Source organism: Kosakonia radicincitans DSM 16656 (assembly GCF_000280495.2).
Lineage (GTDB): Bacteria > Pseudomonadota > Gammaproteobacteria > Enterobacterales > Enterobacteriaceae > Kosakonia > Kosakonia radicincitans.
Genome location: NZ_CP018016.1, coordinates 543,400 through 563,016, shown reverse-complemented (window position 1 = coordinate 563,016; position 19,617 = coordinate 543,400). Strand labels below are relative to the sequence as shown.

The window sequence follows — 19,617 nt, the reverse complement described above, 5'->3', positions numbered from 1 at the left end:
AAACATGGCGTCCTGCCTGCAAATAAGCCCTCCGCCTGATGGCGGAGGGCAAAGGCAACCTTACTCGCCCTGCTCTGCTTGCGGCGCTTCTAACGCTTCAGCAGGCTGAGTTTGTTCAGTCGCTTCTTTGATACTCAGACGAATACGGCCCTGGCGATCAACCTCCAGAACTTTCACCGGAACTTCCTGGCCCATCTGCAGATAATCGGTCACTTTCTCAACGCGCTTATCAGCGATCTGAGAGATGTGTACCAGACCTTCTTTACCGCCGCCGATGGCAACAAACGCACCAAAGTCAACGATACGGGTCACTTTACCATTGTAGATACGGCCCACTTCGATCTCAGCGGTGATTTCTTCGATACGGCGAATAGCGAATTTCGCTTTTTCACCGTCGGTGGCCGCGATTTTCACGGTACCGTCGTCTTCGATTTCAATAGTGGTGCCCGTTTCTTCGGTCAATGCACGGATAACAGAACCGCCTTTACCGATAACGTCTTTGATTTTGTCCGGGTTGATCTTAATGGTGTGGATACGCGGTGCGAACTCAGAGATATCGCCACGCGGCGCGTTAATCGCCTGCTCCATCACGCTCAGGATATGCAGACGTGCACCTTTAGCCTGGTTCAGCGCGACCTGCATGATCTCTTTGGTGATACCTTCAATTTTGATATCCATCTGCAGTGCAGAGATACCGTCGCGGGAACCCGCTACTTTGAAGTCCATATCGCCCAGGTGATCTTCATCGCCAAGGATGTCAGACAGAACAACAAAGTTGTCGCCTTCTTTCACCAGACCCATTGCGATACCTGCAACGGCTGCTTTCACCGGCACGCCCGCATCCATCAGCGCCAGAGAAGCGCCACACACGGAAGCCATGGAAGAAGAACCGTTGGATTCGGTGATTTCAGAAACCACACGAACGGTGTACGGGAATTTTTCCGCATCCGGCATTACTGCCAGCACGCCGCGTTTTGCCAGACGACCGTGACCGATTTCACGACGCTTCGGCGAACCAACCATCCCGGTTTCCCCTACGGAGTACGGAGGGAAGTTATAGTGGAACAGGAAAGAGTCAGTGCGCTCGCCCATCAGCTCGTCGATGATCTGAGCATCACGCGCAGTGCCCAGCGTTGCCGTTACCAGCGCCTGAGTTTCACCACGGGTGAACAGTGCAGAACCGTGAGTACGCGGCAGAACACCGGTACGAACGTCCAGACCACGGATCATATCTTTTTCGCGGCCATCGATGCGCGGTTCGCCAGCCAGTACGCGGCTACGGACGACATTTTTCTCGATAGCGTGCAGGATTTCGCCCAGCTCGTTAGCGTCCAGCGTTTCGTCTTCGGCTGTCAGAGTCGCGATAGTTTCAGATTTGATCACATCAACCTGAGCGTAACGTTCCTGTTTGTCGGTGATGCGGTAGGCATCGCTCAGACGAGATTCTGCCAAAGCAGCAACGCGCGCGTTCAGCGCTTCGTTTACCGCTTCCGGCTGCCAGTCCCAACGCGGTTTACCGGCTTCTTTCACCAGATCGTTGATGTTCTGGATAACAACTTGCTGCTGCTCGTGGCCAAATACCACAGCGCCCAGCATTTGATCTTCGCTCAGCAGTTCTGCTTCGGATTCCACCATCAGAACAGCCGCTTCAGTACCGGCAACAACCAGGTCCAGCTTGCTCGCTTTCAGCTCTTCCTGGGTCGGGTTCAGCACGTACTGGTCGTTGATATAGCCCACGCGAGCAGCGCCGATCGGACCATTGAACGGGATACCGGACAGAGACAGGGCTGCGGAGGCACCGATCATCGCGACGATATCCGGGTTAACCTGCGGGTTAACGGAAACGACGGTGGCAATAACCTGAACTTCATTAACGAAGCCTTCCGGGAACAGCGGGCGAACCGGGCGGTCAATCAGACGCGCAATCAGGGTTTCACCTTCGCTCGGACGGCCTTCACGACGGAAGAAACCACCGGGGATTTTACCAGCAGCGTAGGTACGCTCCTGATAGTTAACGGTCAACGGGAAAAAGTCCTGACCTGGTTTCGCTTTTTTCTGGCCAACAACGGTCACAAATACCGCGGTGTCATCCATGCTTACCATTACGGCAGCGGTGGCCTGACGCGCCATCATGCCGGTTTCCAGCGTAACGGTATGTTGACCGTACTGGAATTTACGAACGATCGGATTCAGCAAAATTCTGTCCTTTCTTAATGAATGTCAGCACACCAAAGGCGTGCTGACAATTAAACCGAATCTTCATGCATCCTCGCGACTAATGACAACCCTAACCCGCCCCATTGCGGATAAAGCCTCTCATTAGCCGCGCGAACCTCTGCAGTGAAGACATACATGGCAACAATACATTAGTTTACTGCCAATTGCTGCCGCCTGGTTGAAAAAAGGGGCCATAAAGGCCCCTTCTTGAAACTCGCCAGACTTAGCGACGCAGACCCAAACGCTCGATCAGCGAGGTGTAGCGTGCAACATCTTTGCGTTTCAGGTAGTCGAGCAGTTTACGACGCTGAGAAACCATGCGCAGCAGACCACGACGGCTGTGGTGATCTTTTTTGTGCTCTGCAAAGTGACCCTGCAGGTGGTTGATCTGTGCAGTCAGCAGAGCAACCTGGACATCGGTAGAACCGGTGTCGTTTGCATCACGACCAAACTCAGAAACGATTTTAGCTGTAGCTTCAGTACTTAGAGACATTTTAAAACTCCAAAGTATTTATAAATGAAAGGGCGCCGATCTCTAATTCAGCGCTCCAGGGTTTAGCGCCGGGCAATGTTAAATACATGGCCCAACGTTAAGCGGCAATATTCTACTCGTAGTGACAGGTTCTCGCAAGGTAAGCCCGTTATACAGCAGGATACTCTACAACCAGACGACGCGGCGCCACACGGCCATCATCATCCATCTCACCCATACCGATAAATTTACCTTCATCACCTTCCGTCACGCGTACCAGGCCCTCTTTGGGCGCGGCTGATGCACGTACCGGCTGACCGTTTTTGAAATACGCGGCCACGACAGAAGGAATATTGACGACAGGAAAATCGGATGCCGGGCTGTCCATCGGCATCAACAGCGGATCCAGTAGCTGCGCCGCCGGAATATTCTGCTGCTCAGCCTGGGCAACCAGCTCGTGCAGGTGCTCCAGGGTGACCATCCGCTCAACCGGGTATTTGCTCACCGCCAGACGACGCAGATAGATAACATGCGCGCCACAACCCAGCTTCTCACCCAGATCGTCAATAATGGTGCGGATGTAAGTCCCTTTAGAGCAGTGGATTTCCAGCTCCAGCTCATTACCTTCATGACGAATAAATAGCAGCTCATAAACGGTTATAGGCCGGGCTTCACGCGGCACTTCAATACCCTGCCGTGCATACTCGTAGAGTTTCTTTCCCTGATATTTCAGCGCGGAATACATTGACGGCACTTGCTGCGTATCACCACGGAAACTCTCCAGCGCCGCAGCCAATTGCTCGTCGGTAAAGATTACCGGACGCTCTTCGACAATTTGCCCGTCCGCATCAGAAGTATCAGTTCGCTGGCCCAGCCGCGCAATGACCCGATAGCGTTTATCAGAATCCAGCAGATACTGGGAAAACTTTGTCGCTTCGCCCAGACAAATCGGCAACATACCGGTCGCCAGCGGATCCAGCGCCCCGGTATGCCCGGCACGGTTAGCATTGTAGAGGCGTTTGACCTTTTGCAGCACATCATTGCTCGACGCGCCCTGCTGTTTATCAAGCAGCAGCACGCCATGCACGTCGCGACCACGACGACGAGGACGACTCATCAGTCCTCCTTGCTGTCGTCCGGATTCACACGACGTTCGTCATCGTGCTTCACCACGCTGGTCACCAGGTTGGACATACGCATTCCTTCCACCAGCGAATTGTCGTAGAAGAAGGTCAATTCCGGCACGATACGCAGACGCATCGCTTTACCCAGCAGGGTACGAATAAAACCGGAAGCGTCCTGTAGCGCTTTGATGCCCGCTTTAACAAAAGCTTCATCTTTGTCGTTAAGGAAGGTAACAAACACTTTGGCATAAGCCAGATCGCGGGAAACTTCAACACCGGATACGGTGGTCATCATCCCCAGTCGCGGATCTTTGATTTCACGCTGCAGGATAATCGCAATTTCTTTTTGCAGTTCCTGGGCTACGCGCTGCGGGCGACCGAATTCTTTCGCCATAATAATTCTCCAGACTAAAAAGGGGCCGTAGCCCCTTTTGATATACTGCCGGGTGGCGCTTCGCTTACCCGGCCTACAATATTTGTATCCACGATGAATTGCGGGTTACAGCAGTGCGGCAACTTCGTGCCCCCCAGGAGCACAGATACCTCTCTAACTGGGGGTACAAAACATGCCGCCAACGCAGCAGCCCGAAAGGCGATGCGGATTACTCGATTGTGCGCTGAATTTCGATAATCTCGAACACTTCGATCATATCGCCAGTGCGCACATCGTTGTAGTTCTTCACGCCAATACCACATTCCATGCCGTTACGGACTTCGTTCACGTCATCTTTGAAGCGACGCAGGGATTCCAGTTCGCCTTCATAGATAACCACGTTGTCGCGCAGGACGCGGATCGGGTTGTGACGTTTAACCACGCCTTCAGTAACCATACAGCCTGCGATCGCGCCGAATTTCGGTGATTTGAACACATCACGAACTTCCGCCAGACCGATGATCTGCTGTTTCAGTTCTGGAGAGAGCATACCGCTCATCGCTGCTTTCACTTCGTCGATCAGGTTATAGATGACCGAGTAGTAACGCAGATCCAGGCCTTCAGCTTCGATCACACGACGCGCAGAAGCATCAGCACGAACGTTAAAGCCAACCAGAATAGCGTTGGACGCAGCAGCCAGAGTCGCGTCGGTTTCGGTGATACCACCTACGCCGGAACCCACGATCTTCACTTTCACTTCTTCAGTAGAGAGTTTCAGCAGAGAATCGGAGATCGCTTCCACAGAGCCCTGAACGTCAGCCTTCAGTACGATGTTCACTTCATGAACTTCGCCTTCAGTCATGTTGGCAAACATGTTTTCCAGTTTGGATTTCTGCTGACGCGCCAGTTTAACTTCACGGAATTTGCCCTGACGATACAGCGCAACTTCACGCGCTTTCTTCTCGTCACGCACAACGGTTGCTTCATCACCCGCAGCCGGAACGCCGGAAAGACCGAGGATTTCCACCGGAATAGACGGACCCGCTTCAGTGACTTCACGGCCCAGCTCGTCACGCATCGCACGCACACGACCGTATTCGAAGCCGCACAGAACGATATCGCCTTTATGCAGTGTACCTTCGCGAACCAGAACGGAAGCCACCGGACCACGACCTTTATCCAGGAAGGATTCGATAACTACACCGCTCGCCATACCTTTACGGACAGCTTTCAGCTCCAGGACTTCGGCCTGCAGCAGGATTGCATCCAGCAGGTCGTCGATACCTGTACCAGCTTTCGCGGAAACGTGTACGAACTGGCTTTCGCCGCCCCACTCTTCCGGGATGATGCCGTACTGAGCCAGTTCGTTTTTAACGCGATCTGGATCGGCTTCAGGTTTATCAATCTTGTTCACTGCAACCACCACCGGCACCTGCGCTGCTTTCGCATGCTGGATAGCTTCGATGGTTTGCGGCATGACGCCGTCATCGGCAGCAACAACCAGAACAACGATATCCGTTGCCTGAGCACCACGGGCACGCATTGCGGTAAACGCGGCGTGGCCTGGGGTATCCAGGAAGGTGATCATGCCGTTGTCGGTTTCGACGTGGTATGCACCAATGTGCTGAGTAATGCCGCCCGCTTCGCCGGAGGCTACTTTCGTCGAACGAATGTAGTCCAGCAGAGAGGTTTTACCATGGTCAACGTGACCCATGATGGTCACGACCGGCGCGCGCGGTTCGGCCGCTGCACCAGTATCACGGTCGCTCATTACCGCTTCTTCCAGCTCGTTTTCACGACGCAGGATAACTTTGTGGCCCATTTCTTCAGCAACGAGCTGCGCGGTTTCCTGATCGATAACCTGGTTGATGGTGGCCATCGCACCCAGTTTCATCATAGCTTTGATGACCTGAGAGCCTTTAACGGCCATCTTGTTCGCCAGTTCGCCAACGGTGAGGGTTTCACCGATTACCACGTCACGGTTAACCGCCTGCGCCGGCTTCTGGAAGCCCTGCTGCAGAGTGGAACCTTTACGCTGTCTGTTGCCTTTACCGCCGCGTACGGCTGCACGCGCTTCTTCACGGTCGGCTTTGCTTTCAGCGTGCTTGTTACCTTTTTTCGGACGCGGAGCTTTAGCGGTACGACCACGACCACGACCGCCTTCAACTTCGCGATCGCTATCATCTTCCGCCTGACGAGCGTGCTGAGAGGTGGTCACGTGATAATCACCGACAGTCTCTTCTTCATCGCTGCTGGCTACCCAGCCATTTTCATTTTGTTCCGCCATACGACGAGCTTCTTCCGCTACGCGGCGCGCATTTTCTTCCAGTTTGCGGCGAGCCTCTTCTTCCGCTTTGCGCTTGAGTTCTTGCGCTTCAGCTTCGCGACGGGCTTTCTCCGTCTGGGCTGCCCTGGTCATTTCGTCAGATTGTTGGTTGCTCACTTTGCTATTTTCCGCAGCCTCGCGTTTTGCATTTTCAGCATGTTCGCGTTTAGCTTTTTCTTCAGCTTCACGTTTCAGGCGACTTTCGGCCTCACGCTTCGCTTTTTCCTCGGCTTCGCGCTCAGCGGCTTCCTCTGCTTCACGACGGGCCTTCTCTTCCGCTTCACGCATCGCCTCTTCTTCCGCAGCGAGACGTTCAGCCTCTTGTGGATCGCGTTTTACAAAGGTGCGTTTTTTACGGACTTCGATCTGCACCGATTTACTTTTACCACCGGTGCCCTGGATACTTAATGTGCTGCGCGTTTTGCGCTGCAGCGTCAGCTTATCAGGCGACGAACCATGTTCACGGTTCAGGTGCGCCAGGAGCGTCTGCTTTTCTTGTGCCGTCACTGAGTCTTCAGCGGACTTGCGGATCCCTGCATCAGCAAATTGCTGTACCAGGCGGTCCACAGAGGTCTGAATCTCAGCGGCCAGCGTTTTTACGGTTACATCTGTCATGCTGTTCCTTCCTGCTACAGTTTATTACGCTTCGTCACCAAACCAGCAAATATTACGTGCGGCCATGATGAGCTCACCTGCTTTCTCGTCGGTTAACCCTTCGATATCACTCAGGTCATCCACGCCTTGCTCGGCGAGGTCTTCAAGCGTACAAACACCACGAGCAGCCAGTTTGAAAGCCAATGCACGATCCAGACCTTCCAGATTCAGCAGGTCTTCAGCCGGCTCTTTATTGCCGAGACTCTCTTCCTGCGCCAATGCCAGAGTAGTCAGGGCATTTTTCGCACGGTCGCGCAGGGCTTCAACGGTGTCTTCATCCAGACCGTCGATTTCCAGCAGCTCTTTAATTGGCACATAGGCCAGTTCTTCCAGCGTAGAGAAACCTTCTTCGACCAGGACGGTAGCGAAATCTTCGTCAATATCCAGGTAACGGGTGAAGGTATCAATTGCCGCATGCGCTTCAGCCTGATGCTTGGACTGCAGATCTTCAACGGTCATAACGTTGAGTTCCCAGCCGCTCAGCTGAGACGCAAGACGCACGTTCTGACCATTACGGCCGATAGCTTGCGCCAGGTTACCCGCCTCAACGGCGATATCCATGGTGTGCTTGTCTTCATCCACAACGATAGAAGCAACATCTGCCGGCGCCATTGCGTTGATCACGAACTGAGCCGGATTGTCATCCCACAGCACGATATCGATACGCTCGCCGCCCAGCTCGGTTGAAACCGCCTGAACGCGCGCGCCACGCATACCAACGCAAGCGCCGACCGGATCGATACGCTTATCGTTGGTCTTCACAGCGATTTTGGCGCGTGAACCCGGATCGCGGGCTGCAGCTTTAATCTCAATCACTTCTTCGCCGATTTCCGGCACTTCGATGCGGAACAATTCGATCAGCATTTCCGGTTTGGAACGCGTGACGAACAGTTGAGCGCCGCGCGCTTCAGGACGCACTGCATACAGTACGCCACGGATTCGGTCGCCCGGACGGAAGTTTTCACGCGGCAGCATATCCTCACGCAGGATCACGGCTTCAGCGTTGTTACCGAGGTCAAGAGTGATGTTATCGCGGTTAACTTTCTTCACCACGCCAGTGATGATTTCGCCTTCGTGTTCACGGAACTGATCGACCACCATAGCGCGCTCAGCTTCACGCACTTTCTGTACGATAACCTGCTTCGCAGTTTGCGTGGTGATACGGTCAAAGGTCACGGATTCAATCTGATCTTCGACGTAGTCGCCGACATTCAGACTTTCGTCTTCGTAGCGTGCCGCTTCAAGCGTGATTTCACGCGTCGGTTGAGTTACCTCTTCAACAACCATCCAGCGACGGAAAGTATCGAAATCACCACTTTTACGATCGATGCTTACGCGTACATCGATTTCTTGTTCATATTTTTTCTTGGTTGCTGTAGCTAAAGCACTTTCCAGCGCTTCAAAGATTTTTTCACGCGGAAGCGACTTTTCGTTAGAAACAGCTTCAACAACAGCCAAAATTTCTTTGTTCATCGGGGGCCTTTCACCTCAATCCAGACTGTTAAAAGTGGGGGACCAGGTTCGCTTTCTGAATATTACTCAATGCGAACACTTCATCTTTACCTTCGACCGTAACGGTGATCATCTCGCCATCGACATCTTTAATGATGCCCTGCCATTTACGGCGGTTCTGTACCGCCATACGTAGCACCAGCGAGACTTCGTCGCCCTTAAAGCGCGCATAGTGCTCAGCCGTAAACAAAGGACGCTCAAGACCTGGTGAGGAAACTTCCAGGTTGTAAGCAACGGTAATCGGATCTTCAACATCCAGTACCGCACTGACCTGGTGGCTGACATCAGCGCAATCATCAACATTGATGCCATCTTCACTATCAATATAGATGCGCAGCGTAGATGTGCGACCACGCACAAATTCGATACCGACCAGTTCATAGCCCAGTGCTTCAACCGGCGCCGTAATCATCTCTGTTAATTTTTGCTCTAATGTGGACAAGTCCACCCCCAAGACATAAAAAAAGGGCGTATAGCCCAGTTATTTCGTACTCAGATAACAAAAAACCCCGATAAATCGGGGCTTTAAATAACTGAACCCTATAGCCGCAACTGCGGCCTGGAGAACCTTCCGTGAGTATTTTTCTCAAATCCAGCTACGAAGGCGTTAAGTCTTCATAGTATATTTGAAAAAAAAAACACTTAGGGAAAGTGGTTGCGGGGGCCGGATTTGAACCGACGACCTTCGGGTTATGAGCCCGACGAGCTACCAGGCTGCTCCACCCCGCGCCTGAAACGTGGCAAATTCTACCCGGTTGAGCGCGAATTTGCAAATAATGCTGGGATTTGGTACCGAAGACGGGACGTAAAATCGGCCTACATTATATTGATAAATATAACTATCTGTCAACCGTATGTTATGTGCATCCTGTACACTTCCGACTATGCATTTTATTGCGGCAAATTATGCCTGTATAAAAGATGTCTTATACCAATAATTCCGATGAAAATTGCACTCTTCTCTTCCGGTCATCGCCAAAAAATGATTAAATGAAAACTCATTTATTTTGCATAACCATTCACTGAGATTTTCAAAATGAGTGGCAAATAGTATGGCGTGGCTGTTAAGTCTCTCACCATCTGTCTATCAAGCAGGGATTTTTTTATGACGACGATTCTCAAGCATCTTCCTACAGGTCAACGTATTGGTATCGCTTTCTCCGGCGGCCTGGACACCAGTGCAGCGCTGCTGTGGATGCGCCAGAAAGGCGCGGTTCCATATGCATACACCGCAAATCTGGGTCAACCGGATGAGGATGACTATGACGCGATTCCCCGTCGCGCGAAGGAATATGGTGCGGAAAATGCCCGCCTGATCGACTGCCGCAAGCAACTGGTCGCTGAAGGCATCGCAGCCATTCAGTGCGGCGCGTTCCACAATACCACGGGCGGTTTGACCTATTTCAACACCACCCCGCTCGGCCGCGCAGTTACCGGTACCATGCTGGTTGCAGCAATGAAAGAAGATGGCGTGAATATCTGGGGTGATGGCAGCACCTACAAAGGAAACGATATTGAGCGTTTCTATCGCTACGGGCTGCTGACCAACGCGGAGCTGAAAATCTACAAGCCATGGCTTGATACTGATTTTATCGATGAACTGGGCGGTCGTCAGGAAATGTCTGAATTCATGACTGCCTCCGGTTTTGATTACAAAATGTCAGCAGAAAAAGCGTACTCAACCGATTCCAACATGCTGGGCGCGACGCATGAAGCGAAGGATCTCGAATTCCTTAACTCCAGCGTTAAAATCGTCAACCCAATCATGGGCGTTAAATTCTGGGACGAGAGCGTCAAAATTCAGGCCGAAGAAGTGACTGTCCGTTTTGAACGTGGTCATCCGGTAGCGTTGAATGGTAAAACCTTTGCCGATGACGTTGAACTGATGCTCGAAGCGAACCGCATTGGCGGACGTCATGGTCTGGGCATGAGTGACCAGATTGAAAACCGTATCATCGAAGCGAAAAGCCGTGGTATTTACGAAGCACCGGGGATGGCTCTACTGCATATCGCATATGAACGTCTGTTAACCGGTATTCACAATGAAGATACCATCGAGCAGTATCACGCTCATGGCCGTCAATTGGGTCGTCTGCTGTATCAGGGCCGTTGGTTCGATCCGCAAGCGCTGATGCTGCGTGACTCTTTACAACGTTGGGTGGCCAGTGCGATCACGGGTGAGGTAACGCTGGAGCTGCGTCGCGGCAATGATTACTCGATCCTCAATACCGTATCCGACAATCTGACTTACAAAGCAGAACGCCTGACGATGGAAAAAGGCGAGTCTGTGTTCTCTCCGGATGACCGTATTGGGCAGTTAACTATGCGCAACCTGGATATCACTGATACCCGCGAGAAACTCTTCAATTACGTGCAAACCGGATTGATCTCCACCACTTCCGGCAATGGTCTGCCGCAGGTAGAGAATCAGGAGAACAGCGAGAAGAAATAATCGCTGACGGATTAAAAAAGACGCCTGATGGCGTCTTTTTTATTGTCTCTCTTTCCGGATTACAGACGAAAAAAAAGACATCTTACGATGTCTTTTTTCCGGAATATTGGTACCGAGGACGGGACTTGAACCCGTAAGCCCAATCGGGCACTACCACCTCAAGGTAGCGTGTCTACCAATTCCACCACCTCGGCACGACTTACTTAATGCGGGATATCGCTTGTCGGCTGCGCCGGCGCTGCAGGCTGAGTTTGTTCACTCTTCGCCGGTGCGCTCAGATTTTCCCACTCGCTTCCTTTATTGGTTTTATTGCTGTTAACGTTACCCAGCACAAGGCTGATGATAAAAAACAGGGTTGCCAGTATACCAGTCGTGCGAGTCATGAAGTTGCCAGAACCACTTGAACCGAACAACGTGCCAGACGCGCCAGCGCCAAAGGAGGCTCCCATATCAGCGCCTTTACCTTGTTGCAGCATAATCATGGCAACAAGCGCCAGTGCCACAATAAGGAAAACAACTAAAAGAGCTTCGTACATAATCAACCTGTTCCTTGCGGTATTGCCGCAGCAAATGCTTCAACCAATAAAAGTGGGGCGTTTTCTGCTTTCCCACTGAAGCGGGTGTGAATACTAACCAAAGCGAATGACCTTCGCAAGGGCAATTTCAGTGCATTTTATCAAGTGCGGAAAAAAACAGCAAAACTACAACTTCTGTCCCGTTAAAAGGCAGCAATAGCCGCCTTTTTAAGCACTTATCACACCATTATACGGCTTTCACCGCGTCGGCAATGCGATTTGCCATCTCCGTCACCTGAGCTTCGTCTTCGCCTTCCACCATCACACGGATTAACGGCTCGGTCCCCGACTTACGCAACAGCACGCGTCCACGGTTACCCAGGGTAGCTTCCACCTCAGATGTCGTCGTTTTTACATGCTCATCTTCCAGGGGATCACCTTTGCCAGCCGTAAAGCGCACGTTGACAAGCACCTGCGGGAACATCTTCATACCGCTACATAAATCGTGCAGTGACATATGGTTGCGTACCATTGCCGCCACAACCTGCAAACCAGCAACGATACCATCTCCGGTCGTCGTTTTATCCAGCAGGATCACATGCCCGGAGTTCTCTGCACCAATGCGCCAGCCTTTTTCCTGCATTTTTTCGAGGACATAGCGATCGCCTACTTTGGCACGAGCAAAAGGAATGCCCAATTGCTTGAGCGCCAGCTCCAGCCCCATATTGCTCATCAGCGTGCCTACAGCGCCGCCACGCAATTGCCCCTGACGCAAACCTTCACGCGCAATGATATACATGATCTGGTCGCCATCCACTTTGTTACCTTCATGGTCCACCATGATGACGCGATCGCCATCGCCATCAAAAGCGATGCCAAGATCCGCTTTCTCTGCCAGAACGCGTTGCTGCAATGCACTGACATCCGTGGCACCGCATTTTTCATTGATATTTACGCCATCAGGTTCACAACCCATGGCGATGACTTTCGCGCCCAGCTCGCGGAACACATTCGGTGCGATGTGGTAAGTTGCCCCGTTAGCGCAATCAACGACGATTTTTAGCTCATTCAGGCTCAGTTCATTGGGGAATGTGGCTTTGCAGAATTCAATATAACGTCCTGCAGCATCAACAATGCGGCTTGCTTTACCCAGTTCAGCGGAATCGACGCAGGTCAGTTCTTTCTCCATTTCTGCTTCAATCGCCTCTTCAACCGCATCAGGCAATTTAGTGCCATCGATTGAGAAGAACTTGATACCGTTGTCATAAAACGGGTTATGCGATGCGGAAATAACAATACCGGCTTCAGCACGGAAAGTGCGGGTCAGATAGGCCACAGCCGGTGTCGGCATCGGCCCGGTAAAGGAGGCGGACAACCCCGCTGCCGCCAGCCCGGCTTCAAGAGCGGATTCCAGCATATAACCGGAAATACGGGTGTCCTTACCAATAATAATCTTCCGTGAACCGTGGCGTGCCAGTACTTTTCCGGCAGCCCAACCCAGCTTGAGAACAAAATCCGGGGTGATCGGTGCGTCGCCTACTCGGCCACGAATGCCATCGGTGCCAAAATATTTACGATTACTCATAGCGTTTATTTTCCTTCGCTGACAGCGTGGCTTCAACCACCCGCATAGCTTCTACCGTTTCTTTTACATCGTGAACACGAATAATCTGCGCGCCCTGCATTGCCGCAATCACCGCACACGCAAGACTCCCACTTAAACGCTCAGAAGGACCGACATTGAGCAGTTGTCCTACCATGGATTTACGTGACATCCCAACCAGCAGCGGCAACCCAAAGTGATGAAATTCCGCCAGGCTGGCCAGCAGCGCATAATTGTGCGAGAGATTCTTACCGAAACCGAATCCCGGGTCGAGTATCAATTTCTCTTTTGCGATACCTGCCTTTTCGCAACGGGCAATATGTTCGACAAAGAAGCGATTTACATCAGCAAACACATCGTCGTACTTCGGCGCTTCTTGCATTGTTTTTGGTTGTCCCTGCATATGCATCAGACACACCGGTAAACCGGTCTCAGCGGCAGCGTCTATTGCACCCGGCTCCGTCAACGAGCGGATATCATTAATAATATGTGCGCCTGCTCGCGCGGATTCGCGGATCACTTCAGGCTTCGACGTATCAACAGAGATCCAGACCTCAAAACGCTGGGCTATCGCCTCAACCACCGGGATCACACGCTCCAGCTCCTCTTCAACGCTAACTTCCGTCGCACCCGGCCTTGTGGACTCCCCACCAACATCAACAATTGTCGCCCCGGCGTTGATCATCAAATTGGCATGTTTGACTGCCTCAACCAACGTATTATGCGTGCCGCCATCGGAAAATGAGTCCGGCGTAACGTTGAGGATCCCCATCACGTGCGGGTGGGAGAGATCGAGTATGGTGCCATGGGCGTCGAGTTTCATGACTTAAAGTCCCTGCGTTGTTGCGGTTAATACAATAAAGAAAACCCCGGAGCATGCCCCAGGGTTTTTCAGTTAGAACAGGTCCAGCAACGGATAACTTATTTGTCGCCCAGTTGCTCAGACATGGTGTTGCCCGGGTTCGGCGTACGCGGTTCATCAACCGGACGCGGTGCACGCGGAGTACCATTGTTGTCAGAGTTGTTCGCGCCAGGATCTTCCCAACCTGCCGGCGGACGTACCTCGCGGCGCGCCATCAGGTCATCAATCTGCGGTGCATCGATGGTCTCATATTTCATCAGAGCATCCTTCATTGCATGCAGAATATCCATGTTATCGTTCAGGATCTGACGTGCACGATCGTAGTTACGCTCGATCAACGCTTTCACTTCCTGGTCGATAATACGCGCAGTTTCATCGGACATATGTTTCGCTTTCGCTACAGAACGGCCAAGGAAAACCTCACCCTCTTCTTCGGCGTAGAGCAACGGACCGAGTTTGTCGGAAAAGCCCCACTGGGTAACCATGTTACGCGCCAGGTTGGTCGCAACTTTAATATCGTTGGACGCACCGGTAGAAACATGTTCAACACCATAGATAATCTCTTCAGCCAGGCGACCGCCGTACAGCGTTGAGATCTGGCTTTCCAGTTTCCGACGGCTGGCGCTGATCGCATCACCTTCCGGCAGGAAGAACGTCACACCCAATGCACGACCACGCGGGATAATCGTCACTTTATGCACCGGATCGTGTTCCGGCACCAGACGGCCGATAATCGCATGACCAGCTTCATGGTAGGCCGTGGACTCTTTCTGCGCTTCCGTCATCACCATGGAGCGGCGTTCCGCACCCATCATGATTTTGTCTTTCGCTTTTTCGAACTCGACCATCGAAACCACGCGTTTATTACCGCGAGCGGCAAACAGTGCAGCTTCGTTGACCAGGTTCGCCAGATCGGCACCAGAGAAGCCCGGCGTACCGCGCGCGATAATCGCGGCATCAATATCCGGCGACAGCGGCACGCGACGCATATGGACTTTCAGGATCTGTTCACGACCGCGAACATCCGGCAAACCAACCACAACCTGACGGTCAAAACGGCCAGGACGCAGTAACGCAGGGTCGAGCACATCCGGACGGTTCGTTGCAGCGATAACGATAATACCTTCGTTACCTTCGAAACCATCCATCTCAACCAGCATCTGGTTCAGCGTTTGTTCGCGTTCATCGTGACCACCACCGAGGCCTGCGCCACGCTGGCGGCCAACGGCGTCGATTTCATCGATGAAGATAATGCACGGTGCCGCTTTCTTGGCCTGCTCGAACATGTCGCGCACACGAGAAGCACCAACACCCACAAACATTTCAACGAAGTCAGAACCGGAAATTGTGAAGAATGGAACCTTCGCTTCCCCCGCAATAGCTTTCGCCAGCAGCGTTTTACCAGTGCCCGGAGGACCGACCATCAGTACGCCTTTGGGGATCTTACCGCCCAGTTTCTGGAACCGGCTCGGCTCACGCAGATATTCGACCAGTTCACCAACTTCTTCTTTCGCTTCGTCGCAGCCAGCAACATCAGCGAAAGTCGTTTTGATCTGATCTTCCGTGAGCATGCGCGCTTTACTTTTACCGAACGACATGGCGCCTTTGCCACCGCCGCCCTGCATCTGGCGCATAAAGAAAATCCAGACACCAATCAGCAACAGCATCGGGAACCAGGAAATGAAGATGTTAGCCAGCAGGCTCGGCTCTTCAGGCGGCTCACCAACAACCTTGACGTTTTTCGTCAGCAGGTTATCAAGCAGTTTCGGATCGTTGACCGGGATGTAAGTCGTGTAACGGTTACTATCTTTCTTGGTAACGTTGATCTCACGTCCGTTGATACGCGCTTCGCGAACCTGGTCCTGGTTGACCTCTTGCAGGAAGGTAGAATAATCCACCTTGCGGCCATTAGACTCGCTGGGCCCAAAGCTCTGGAATACTGACATCAGCACAACGGCAATGACCAGCCAGAGTATTAGGTTTTTCGCCATGTCACTCAAGGGATTAACCTCATATTACAACTGTGTTAAAAACAGCGTCAGGATACAACATATCCAGTTTCTTTCAAACCAAAGGCCGAAATCAACGGGGTATCATTTTCGCCCGGTCGCTACAATATACACTTCGCGTGAACGCGCACGCGAAGAGTCCGGTTTACGCACTTTTACCTTCGTAAACATGGAACGAATTTCCGTGAGATATTCATCGAAACCTTCGCCCTGAAACACCTTAACTAAAAAACTTCCGCCTGGTGCCAGCACATCGCGGCACATATCCAGCGCCAACTCAACCAGATACATCGAGCGGGGAATATCCACCGCTGGCGTTCCGCTCATGTTCGGCGCCATATCAGACATGACAACCTGGACTTTACTGTCGCCAACACGTTCCAGTAATGCTTTCAGGACTAATTCATCACGAAAATCGCCCTGAAGGAAGTCCACACCAACGATTGGATCCATCGGTAAAAGATCGCAAGCGATAATGCGGCCATTGCCGCCAATCTGCGTGACCGCATATTGCGACCACCCACCAGGCGCCGCACCGAGATCAACAACTGTCATCCCCGGCTTAAAAAGTTTGTCACTTTGCTGTATTTCATCAAGTTTAAACCAGGCACGGGAACGCAACCCTTTTTTCTGCGCCTGTTGAACATATTTATCGCTAAAGTGTTCCTGAAGCCAGCGGCTCGAGCTGGCAGAACGCTTTTTACCTGTCATTTAACTTTCCATCCGGGTTCATCGTCGACATCGATAAATTTCGACGCGCAATTTGGCGATACACAGGAGATGGCGGTAGAATGACCCGTTTTCAATCCCAACGTAAGCAAAATATACGATGAATCTGAGTACTAAACAAAAACAGCACCTGAAAGGTCTGGCACATCCGCTCAAGCCGGTAGTTATGCTTGGCAATAATGGTTTGACCGAAGGGGTACTGGCCGAGATTGAACAAGCGTTAGAGCACCATGAACTTATCAAGGTGAAGATCGCCTCTGAAGACAGAGAAACTAAGACCTTGATTGTGGAAGCTATCGTTCGCGAAACCGGCGCCTGCAATGTACAGGTCATCGGTAAAACGCTGGTGCTTTATCGCCCAACCGCGGAGCGTAAAATTTCGCTGCCACGCTAAGGATATCCTGAATTGAACACAAAAGCTGTGTAAAACGAGGGGTTTCCGCCAGCAGACGAGCAAAATGCCACGCTCCTGGTATTGATAAAAGGCCGCGATGCGGCCTTTTTCTTTTCTTTACAATAGATCAACAAACGTGACCTGTATTGTCATCATAAGTATTCCACTTTGATGATTTCGTATTCAACTTCGCCGCCAGGTGTGTGGATAACCACAACATCATCTTGCTCTTTGCCTACCAGGCCACGCGCGATCGGTGAATTTACAGAGATGAGGTTCTGTTTAAAGTCAGCCTCATCATCACCCACAATGCGGTAAGTCTGTTCTTCGTCGTTATCCAGATTCAAAACAGTAACCGTTGCGCCAAAAATAACGCGGCCGTTTTTCGGCATTTTCGTGATATCGATAACCTGCGCATTGGAGAGCTTCGCTTCAATGTCTTTGATTCGGCCTTCGCAAAAACCCTGCTGTTCACGTGCAGCATGGTATTCAGCGTTCTCTTTTAGATCGCCATGTTCGCGGGCTTCCGCAATAGCGGCGATGATTTCAGGGCGGCGAACGGATTTCAGAAACTCCAGCTCTTCGCGCAGTTTTTCGGCACCACGTAAGGTCATCGGAATAGCTTGCATTTGTTATACCTCTTAAACATTCCTGTAAGGAGCGTTAACCCGCCCCGTCTGCTCTGTCTCCCCGCGGACAGGGCTTCTCGCCGGGCAGGAGCAAAAGAAAACTGACCCGGGGACAAAGCCCCAGGTCAGCTACAATTTTTCAATTTGATACGTATTTTACCCGGAAGTTCACTATGGGTCATCGTTTACTTTCCGGGGCGTTGCGCCGTAGTATGACGGCTTGTTTCCAGGTTGTTAGCGCGAGATTATGCGATTTTCTAGCTTTATCATCGGATTGACCACTAGTATAGCCCTGACTGCTCAGGCCGCGAATGTTGACGAATATATTAATCAACTTCCGGACGGCGCGAATTTAGCACTGATGGTTCAAAAGGTAGGCGCGCAGGCGCCCGAGATTGATTACCACGGTAAGCAAATGGCGCTTCCCGCGAGTACGCAAAAGGTGATCACCGCACTGGCGGCACTTTTGCAACTCGGGCCGGACTTTCGCTTTACAACCACGCTGGAAAGCAAAGGTTCTGTCGAGAATGGGGTATTAAAAGGCGACTTAATTGCACGATTTGGCGGCGATCCGACGTTAAAACGCCAGGATGTTCGCAATATGATTAACGCTCTGAAAAAGTCAGGCGTGCAGAAAATCGAGGGTAATGTACTGATTGATACTTCCATTTTCGCCAGCCACGATAAAGCCCCGGGCTGGCCCTGGAATGATATGACGCAGTGCTTTAGCGCTCCCCCGGCTGCGGCGATTATCGATCGAAACTGCTTCTCTATATCACTTTATAGTGCGCAAAAACCAGGCGATCTGGCCTATATCCGTATCGCCTCTTACTACCCGGTCAATATGTTCAGCCAGGTTCGCACCCTCGCGCGTGGTTCATCAGAAGCACAATATTGTGAACTCGACGTTGTGCCCGGCGATTTAAACCGCTTCACACTCACCGGCTGCCTGCCACAACGAGCAGACCCACTCCCGCTGGCTTTCGCCATCCAGGACGGTGCCAGCTATGCTGGTGCCATTATTAAAGACGAACTCAAAACCGCAGGCATCACTTACACCGGCACACTGCTGCGACAAACGCTGGAAAACCAGCCAGGCACGGTGATCGCCAGTAAGCAATCTGCCCCATTACACGACCTGCTGAAGATCATGCTGAAGAAATCGGACAATATGATTGCCGATACCGTCTTTCGCATGATCGGACATGCTCGTTTTGGCGTGCCCGGCACCTGGAGAGCGGGCTCAGATGCAGTTCGTCAGATTCTGCGCCAGCAGGCCGGTGTTGATTTGGGAAATACGATTATTGCGGATGGTTCAGGTCTGTCGCGCCATAATCTGCTGGCGCCGTCAACCATGATGCAGGTACTGCAATATATTGCGCAGCATGATACTGAGCTTAATTTTATCTCGATGCTGCCGTTGGCTGGCTATGATGGTTCGCTGCAATACCGTGCGGGTCTGCATGAAGCAGGCGTGGACGGTAAGGTTTCTGCGAAAACCGGGTCATTGCAGGGCGTGTATAACCTGGCCGGATTTATTACTACCGCCAGCGGTCAACGGATGGCTTTTGTGCAGTACCTTTCAGGCTATGCGGTAGAACCTGCGGATCAACGAAACCGTCGTATTCCGTTGGTTCGTTTTGAGAGCCGTTTGTACAAAGATATCTACCAGAACAACTAATAAAAAATGCCGGGGTAGTTCACACTGTCCCGGCATTTCACAGATTACAGCGCCCCGCTAAACCG

The 19,617-nt window shown here is 52.0% G+C and carries 16 protein-coding genes and 2 tRNA genes; 3 read left to right on the top strand and 15 right to left on the bottom strand.

Annotated elements, in window-relative coordinates:
* Positions 1-60 precede the first annotated feature (60 nt).
* The 8 genes from pnp to Y71_RS02750 all read right to left on the bottom strand — a co-directional run bounded on the left by pnp (position 61) and on the right by Y71_RS02750 (position 9,407).
* Positions 61-2,196 carry a polyribonucleotide nucleotidyltransferase gene (pnp, locus tag Y71_RS02785; RefSeq protein ID WP_007369932.1) on the bottom strand — a complete coding sequence of 712 codons (2,136 nt, stop codon included), beginning with the start codon at positions 2,194-2,196 and terminating at the stop codon, positions 61-63.
* Positions 2,197-2,440: 244 nt separating this feature from the next.
* Entirely contained in the window at positions 2,441-2,710 is a 270-nt protein-coding gene (gene rpsO / locus Y71_RS02780; protein ID WP_007369931.1) for a 30S ribosomal protein S15, read from the bottom strand.
* 148 nt (positions 2,711-2,858) lie between these two features.
* Complete coding sequence (gene truB, locus Y71_RS02775; protein ID WP_007369930.1) at positions 2,859-3,806, bottom strand: tRNA pseudouridine(55) synthase TruB; 948 nt, start codon at positions 3,804-3,806, stop codon at positions 2,859-2,861.
* Positions 3,806-4,207 (bottom strand): 30S ribosome-binding factor RbfA, encoded by a 402-nt coding sequence (gene rbfA, locus Y71_RS02770; protein ID WP_007369929.1) that lies wholly within the window; start codon positions 4,205-4,207, stop codon positions 3,806-3,808. The genes truB and rbfA overlap by 1 nt, the downstream gene beginning before the upstream one ends.
* 208 nt (positions 4,208-4,415) lie before the next feature.
* Positions 4,416-7,127 (bottom strand): translation initiation factor IF-2, encoded by a 2,712-nt coding sequence (infB, locus tag Y71_RS02765; protein ID WP_007369928.1) that lies wholly within the window; start codon positions 7,125-7,127, stop codon positions 4,416-4,418.
* Positions 7,128-7,151: 24 nt separating this feature from the next.
* Entirely contained in the window at positions 7,152-8,639 is a 1,488-nt protein-coding gene (nusA, locus tag Y71_RS02760; RefSeq protein ID WP_007369927.1) for a transcription termination factor NusA, read from the bottom strand.
* Positions 8,640-8,667: 28 nt separating this feature from the next.
* Entirely contained in the window at positions 8,668-9,120 is a 453-nt protein-coding gene (gene rimP / locus Y71_RS02755; protein ID WP_017457352.1) for a ribosome maturation factor RimP, read from the bottom strand.
* 210 nt (positions 9,121-9,330) lie between these two features.
* Positions 9,331-9,407: transfer RNA gene (locus Y71_RS02750), tRNA-Met, on the bottom strand.
* 376 nt (positions 9,408-9,783) lie between these two features.
* On the opposite strand from Y71_RS02750, the gene argG reads away from it, so the two are divergent.
* A complete protein-coding gene (argG, locus tag Y71_RS02745; protein ID WP_007369925.1) occupies positions 9,784-11,130 on the top strand; it encodes an argininosuccinate synthase in 1,347 nt (448 codons plus the stop codon).
* A gap of 107 nt (positions 11,131-11,237) precedes the next feature.
* On the opposite strand, the gene Y71_RS02740 is transcribed toward argG, so the two are convergent.
* The 6 genes from Y71_RS02740 to rlmE all read right to left on the bottom strand — a co-directional run bounded on the left by Y71_RS02740 (position 11,238) and on the right by rlmE (position 16,830).
* A tRNA-Leu gene (locus Y71_RS02740) sits at positions 11,238-11,324 on the bottom strand.
* 9 nt (positions 11,325-11,333) lie between these two features.
* Positions 11,334-11,666, bottom strand: a complete 333-nt coding sequence (secG, locus tag Y71_RS02735; RefSeq protein ID WP_007369924.1) for a preprotein translocase subunit SecG — start codon at positions 11,664-11,666, stop codon at positions 11,334-11,336.
* 226 nt (positions 11,667-11,892) lie between these two features.
* Positions 11,893-13,230 carry a phosphoglucosamine mutase gene (glmM, locus tag Y71_RS02730; protein WP_007369923.1) on the bottom strand — a complete coding sequence of 446 codons (1,338 nt, stop codon included), beginning with the start codon at positions 13,228-13,230 and terminating at the stop codon, positions 11,893-11,895.
* Entirely contained in the window at positions 13,223-14,071 is an 849-nt protein-coding gene (folP, locus tag Y71_RS02725) for a dihydropteroate synthase (RefSeq protein WP_007369922.1), read from the bottom strand. The genes glmM and folP overlap by 8 nt, the downstream gene beginning before the upstream one ends.
* Positions 14,072-14,169: 98 nt before the next feature.
* On the bottom strand, positions 14,170-16,101 hold the full coding sequence (ftsH, locus tag Y71_RS02720; RefSeq protein ID WP_007369921.1) for an ATP-dependent zinc metalloprotease FtsH: 1,932 nt from the start codon (positions 16,099-16,101) through the stop codon (positions 14,170-14,172).
* Between the two features lie 102 nt (positions 16,102-16,203).
* Positions 16,204-16,830 carry a 23S rRNA (uridine(2552)-2'-O)-methyltransferase RlmE gene (gene rlmE, locus Y71_RS02715; protein ID WP_007369920.1) on the bottom strand — a complete coding sequence of 209 codons (627 nt, stop codon included), beginning with the start codon at positions 16,828-16,830 and terminating at the stop codon, positions 16,204-16,206.
* 118 nt (positions 16,831-16,948) lie between these two features.
* Between rlmE and yhbY the strand changes: the two genes are divergently transcribed.
* The gene (gene yhbY / locus Y71_RS02710) at positions 16,949-17,242 is read left to right on the top strand and encodes a ribosome assembly RNA-binding protein YhbY (protein ID WP_007369919.1); all 294 of its coding nucleotides are present in this window, start codon (positions 16,949-16,951) and stop codon (positions 17,240-17,242) included.
* 152 nt (positions 17,243-17,394) lie between these two features.
* On the opposite strand, the gene greA is transcribed toward yhbY, so the two are convergent.
* The gene (gene greA / locus Y71_RS02700; protein WP_007369918.1) at positions 17,395-17,871 is read right to left on the bottom strand and encodes a transcription elongation factor GreA; all 477 of its coding nucleotides are present in this window, start codon (positions 17,869-17,871) and stop codon (positions 17,395-17,397) included.
* A gap of 247 nt (positions 17,872-18,118) precedes the next feature.
* Between greA and dacB the strand changes: the two genes are divergently transcribed.
* Entirely contained in the window at positions 18,119-19,552 is a 1,434-nt protein-coding gene (gene dacB / locus Y71_RS02695) for a serine-type D-Ala-D-Ala carboxypeptidase (RefSeq protein WP_035887962.1), read from the top strand.
* Positions 19,553-19,617: the final 65 nt, after the last annotated feature.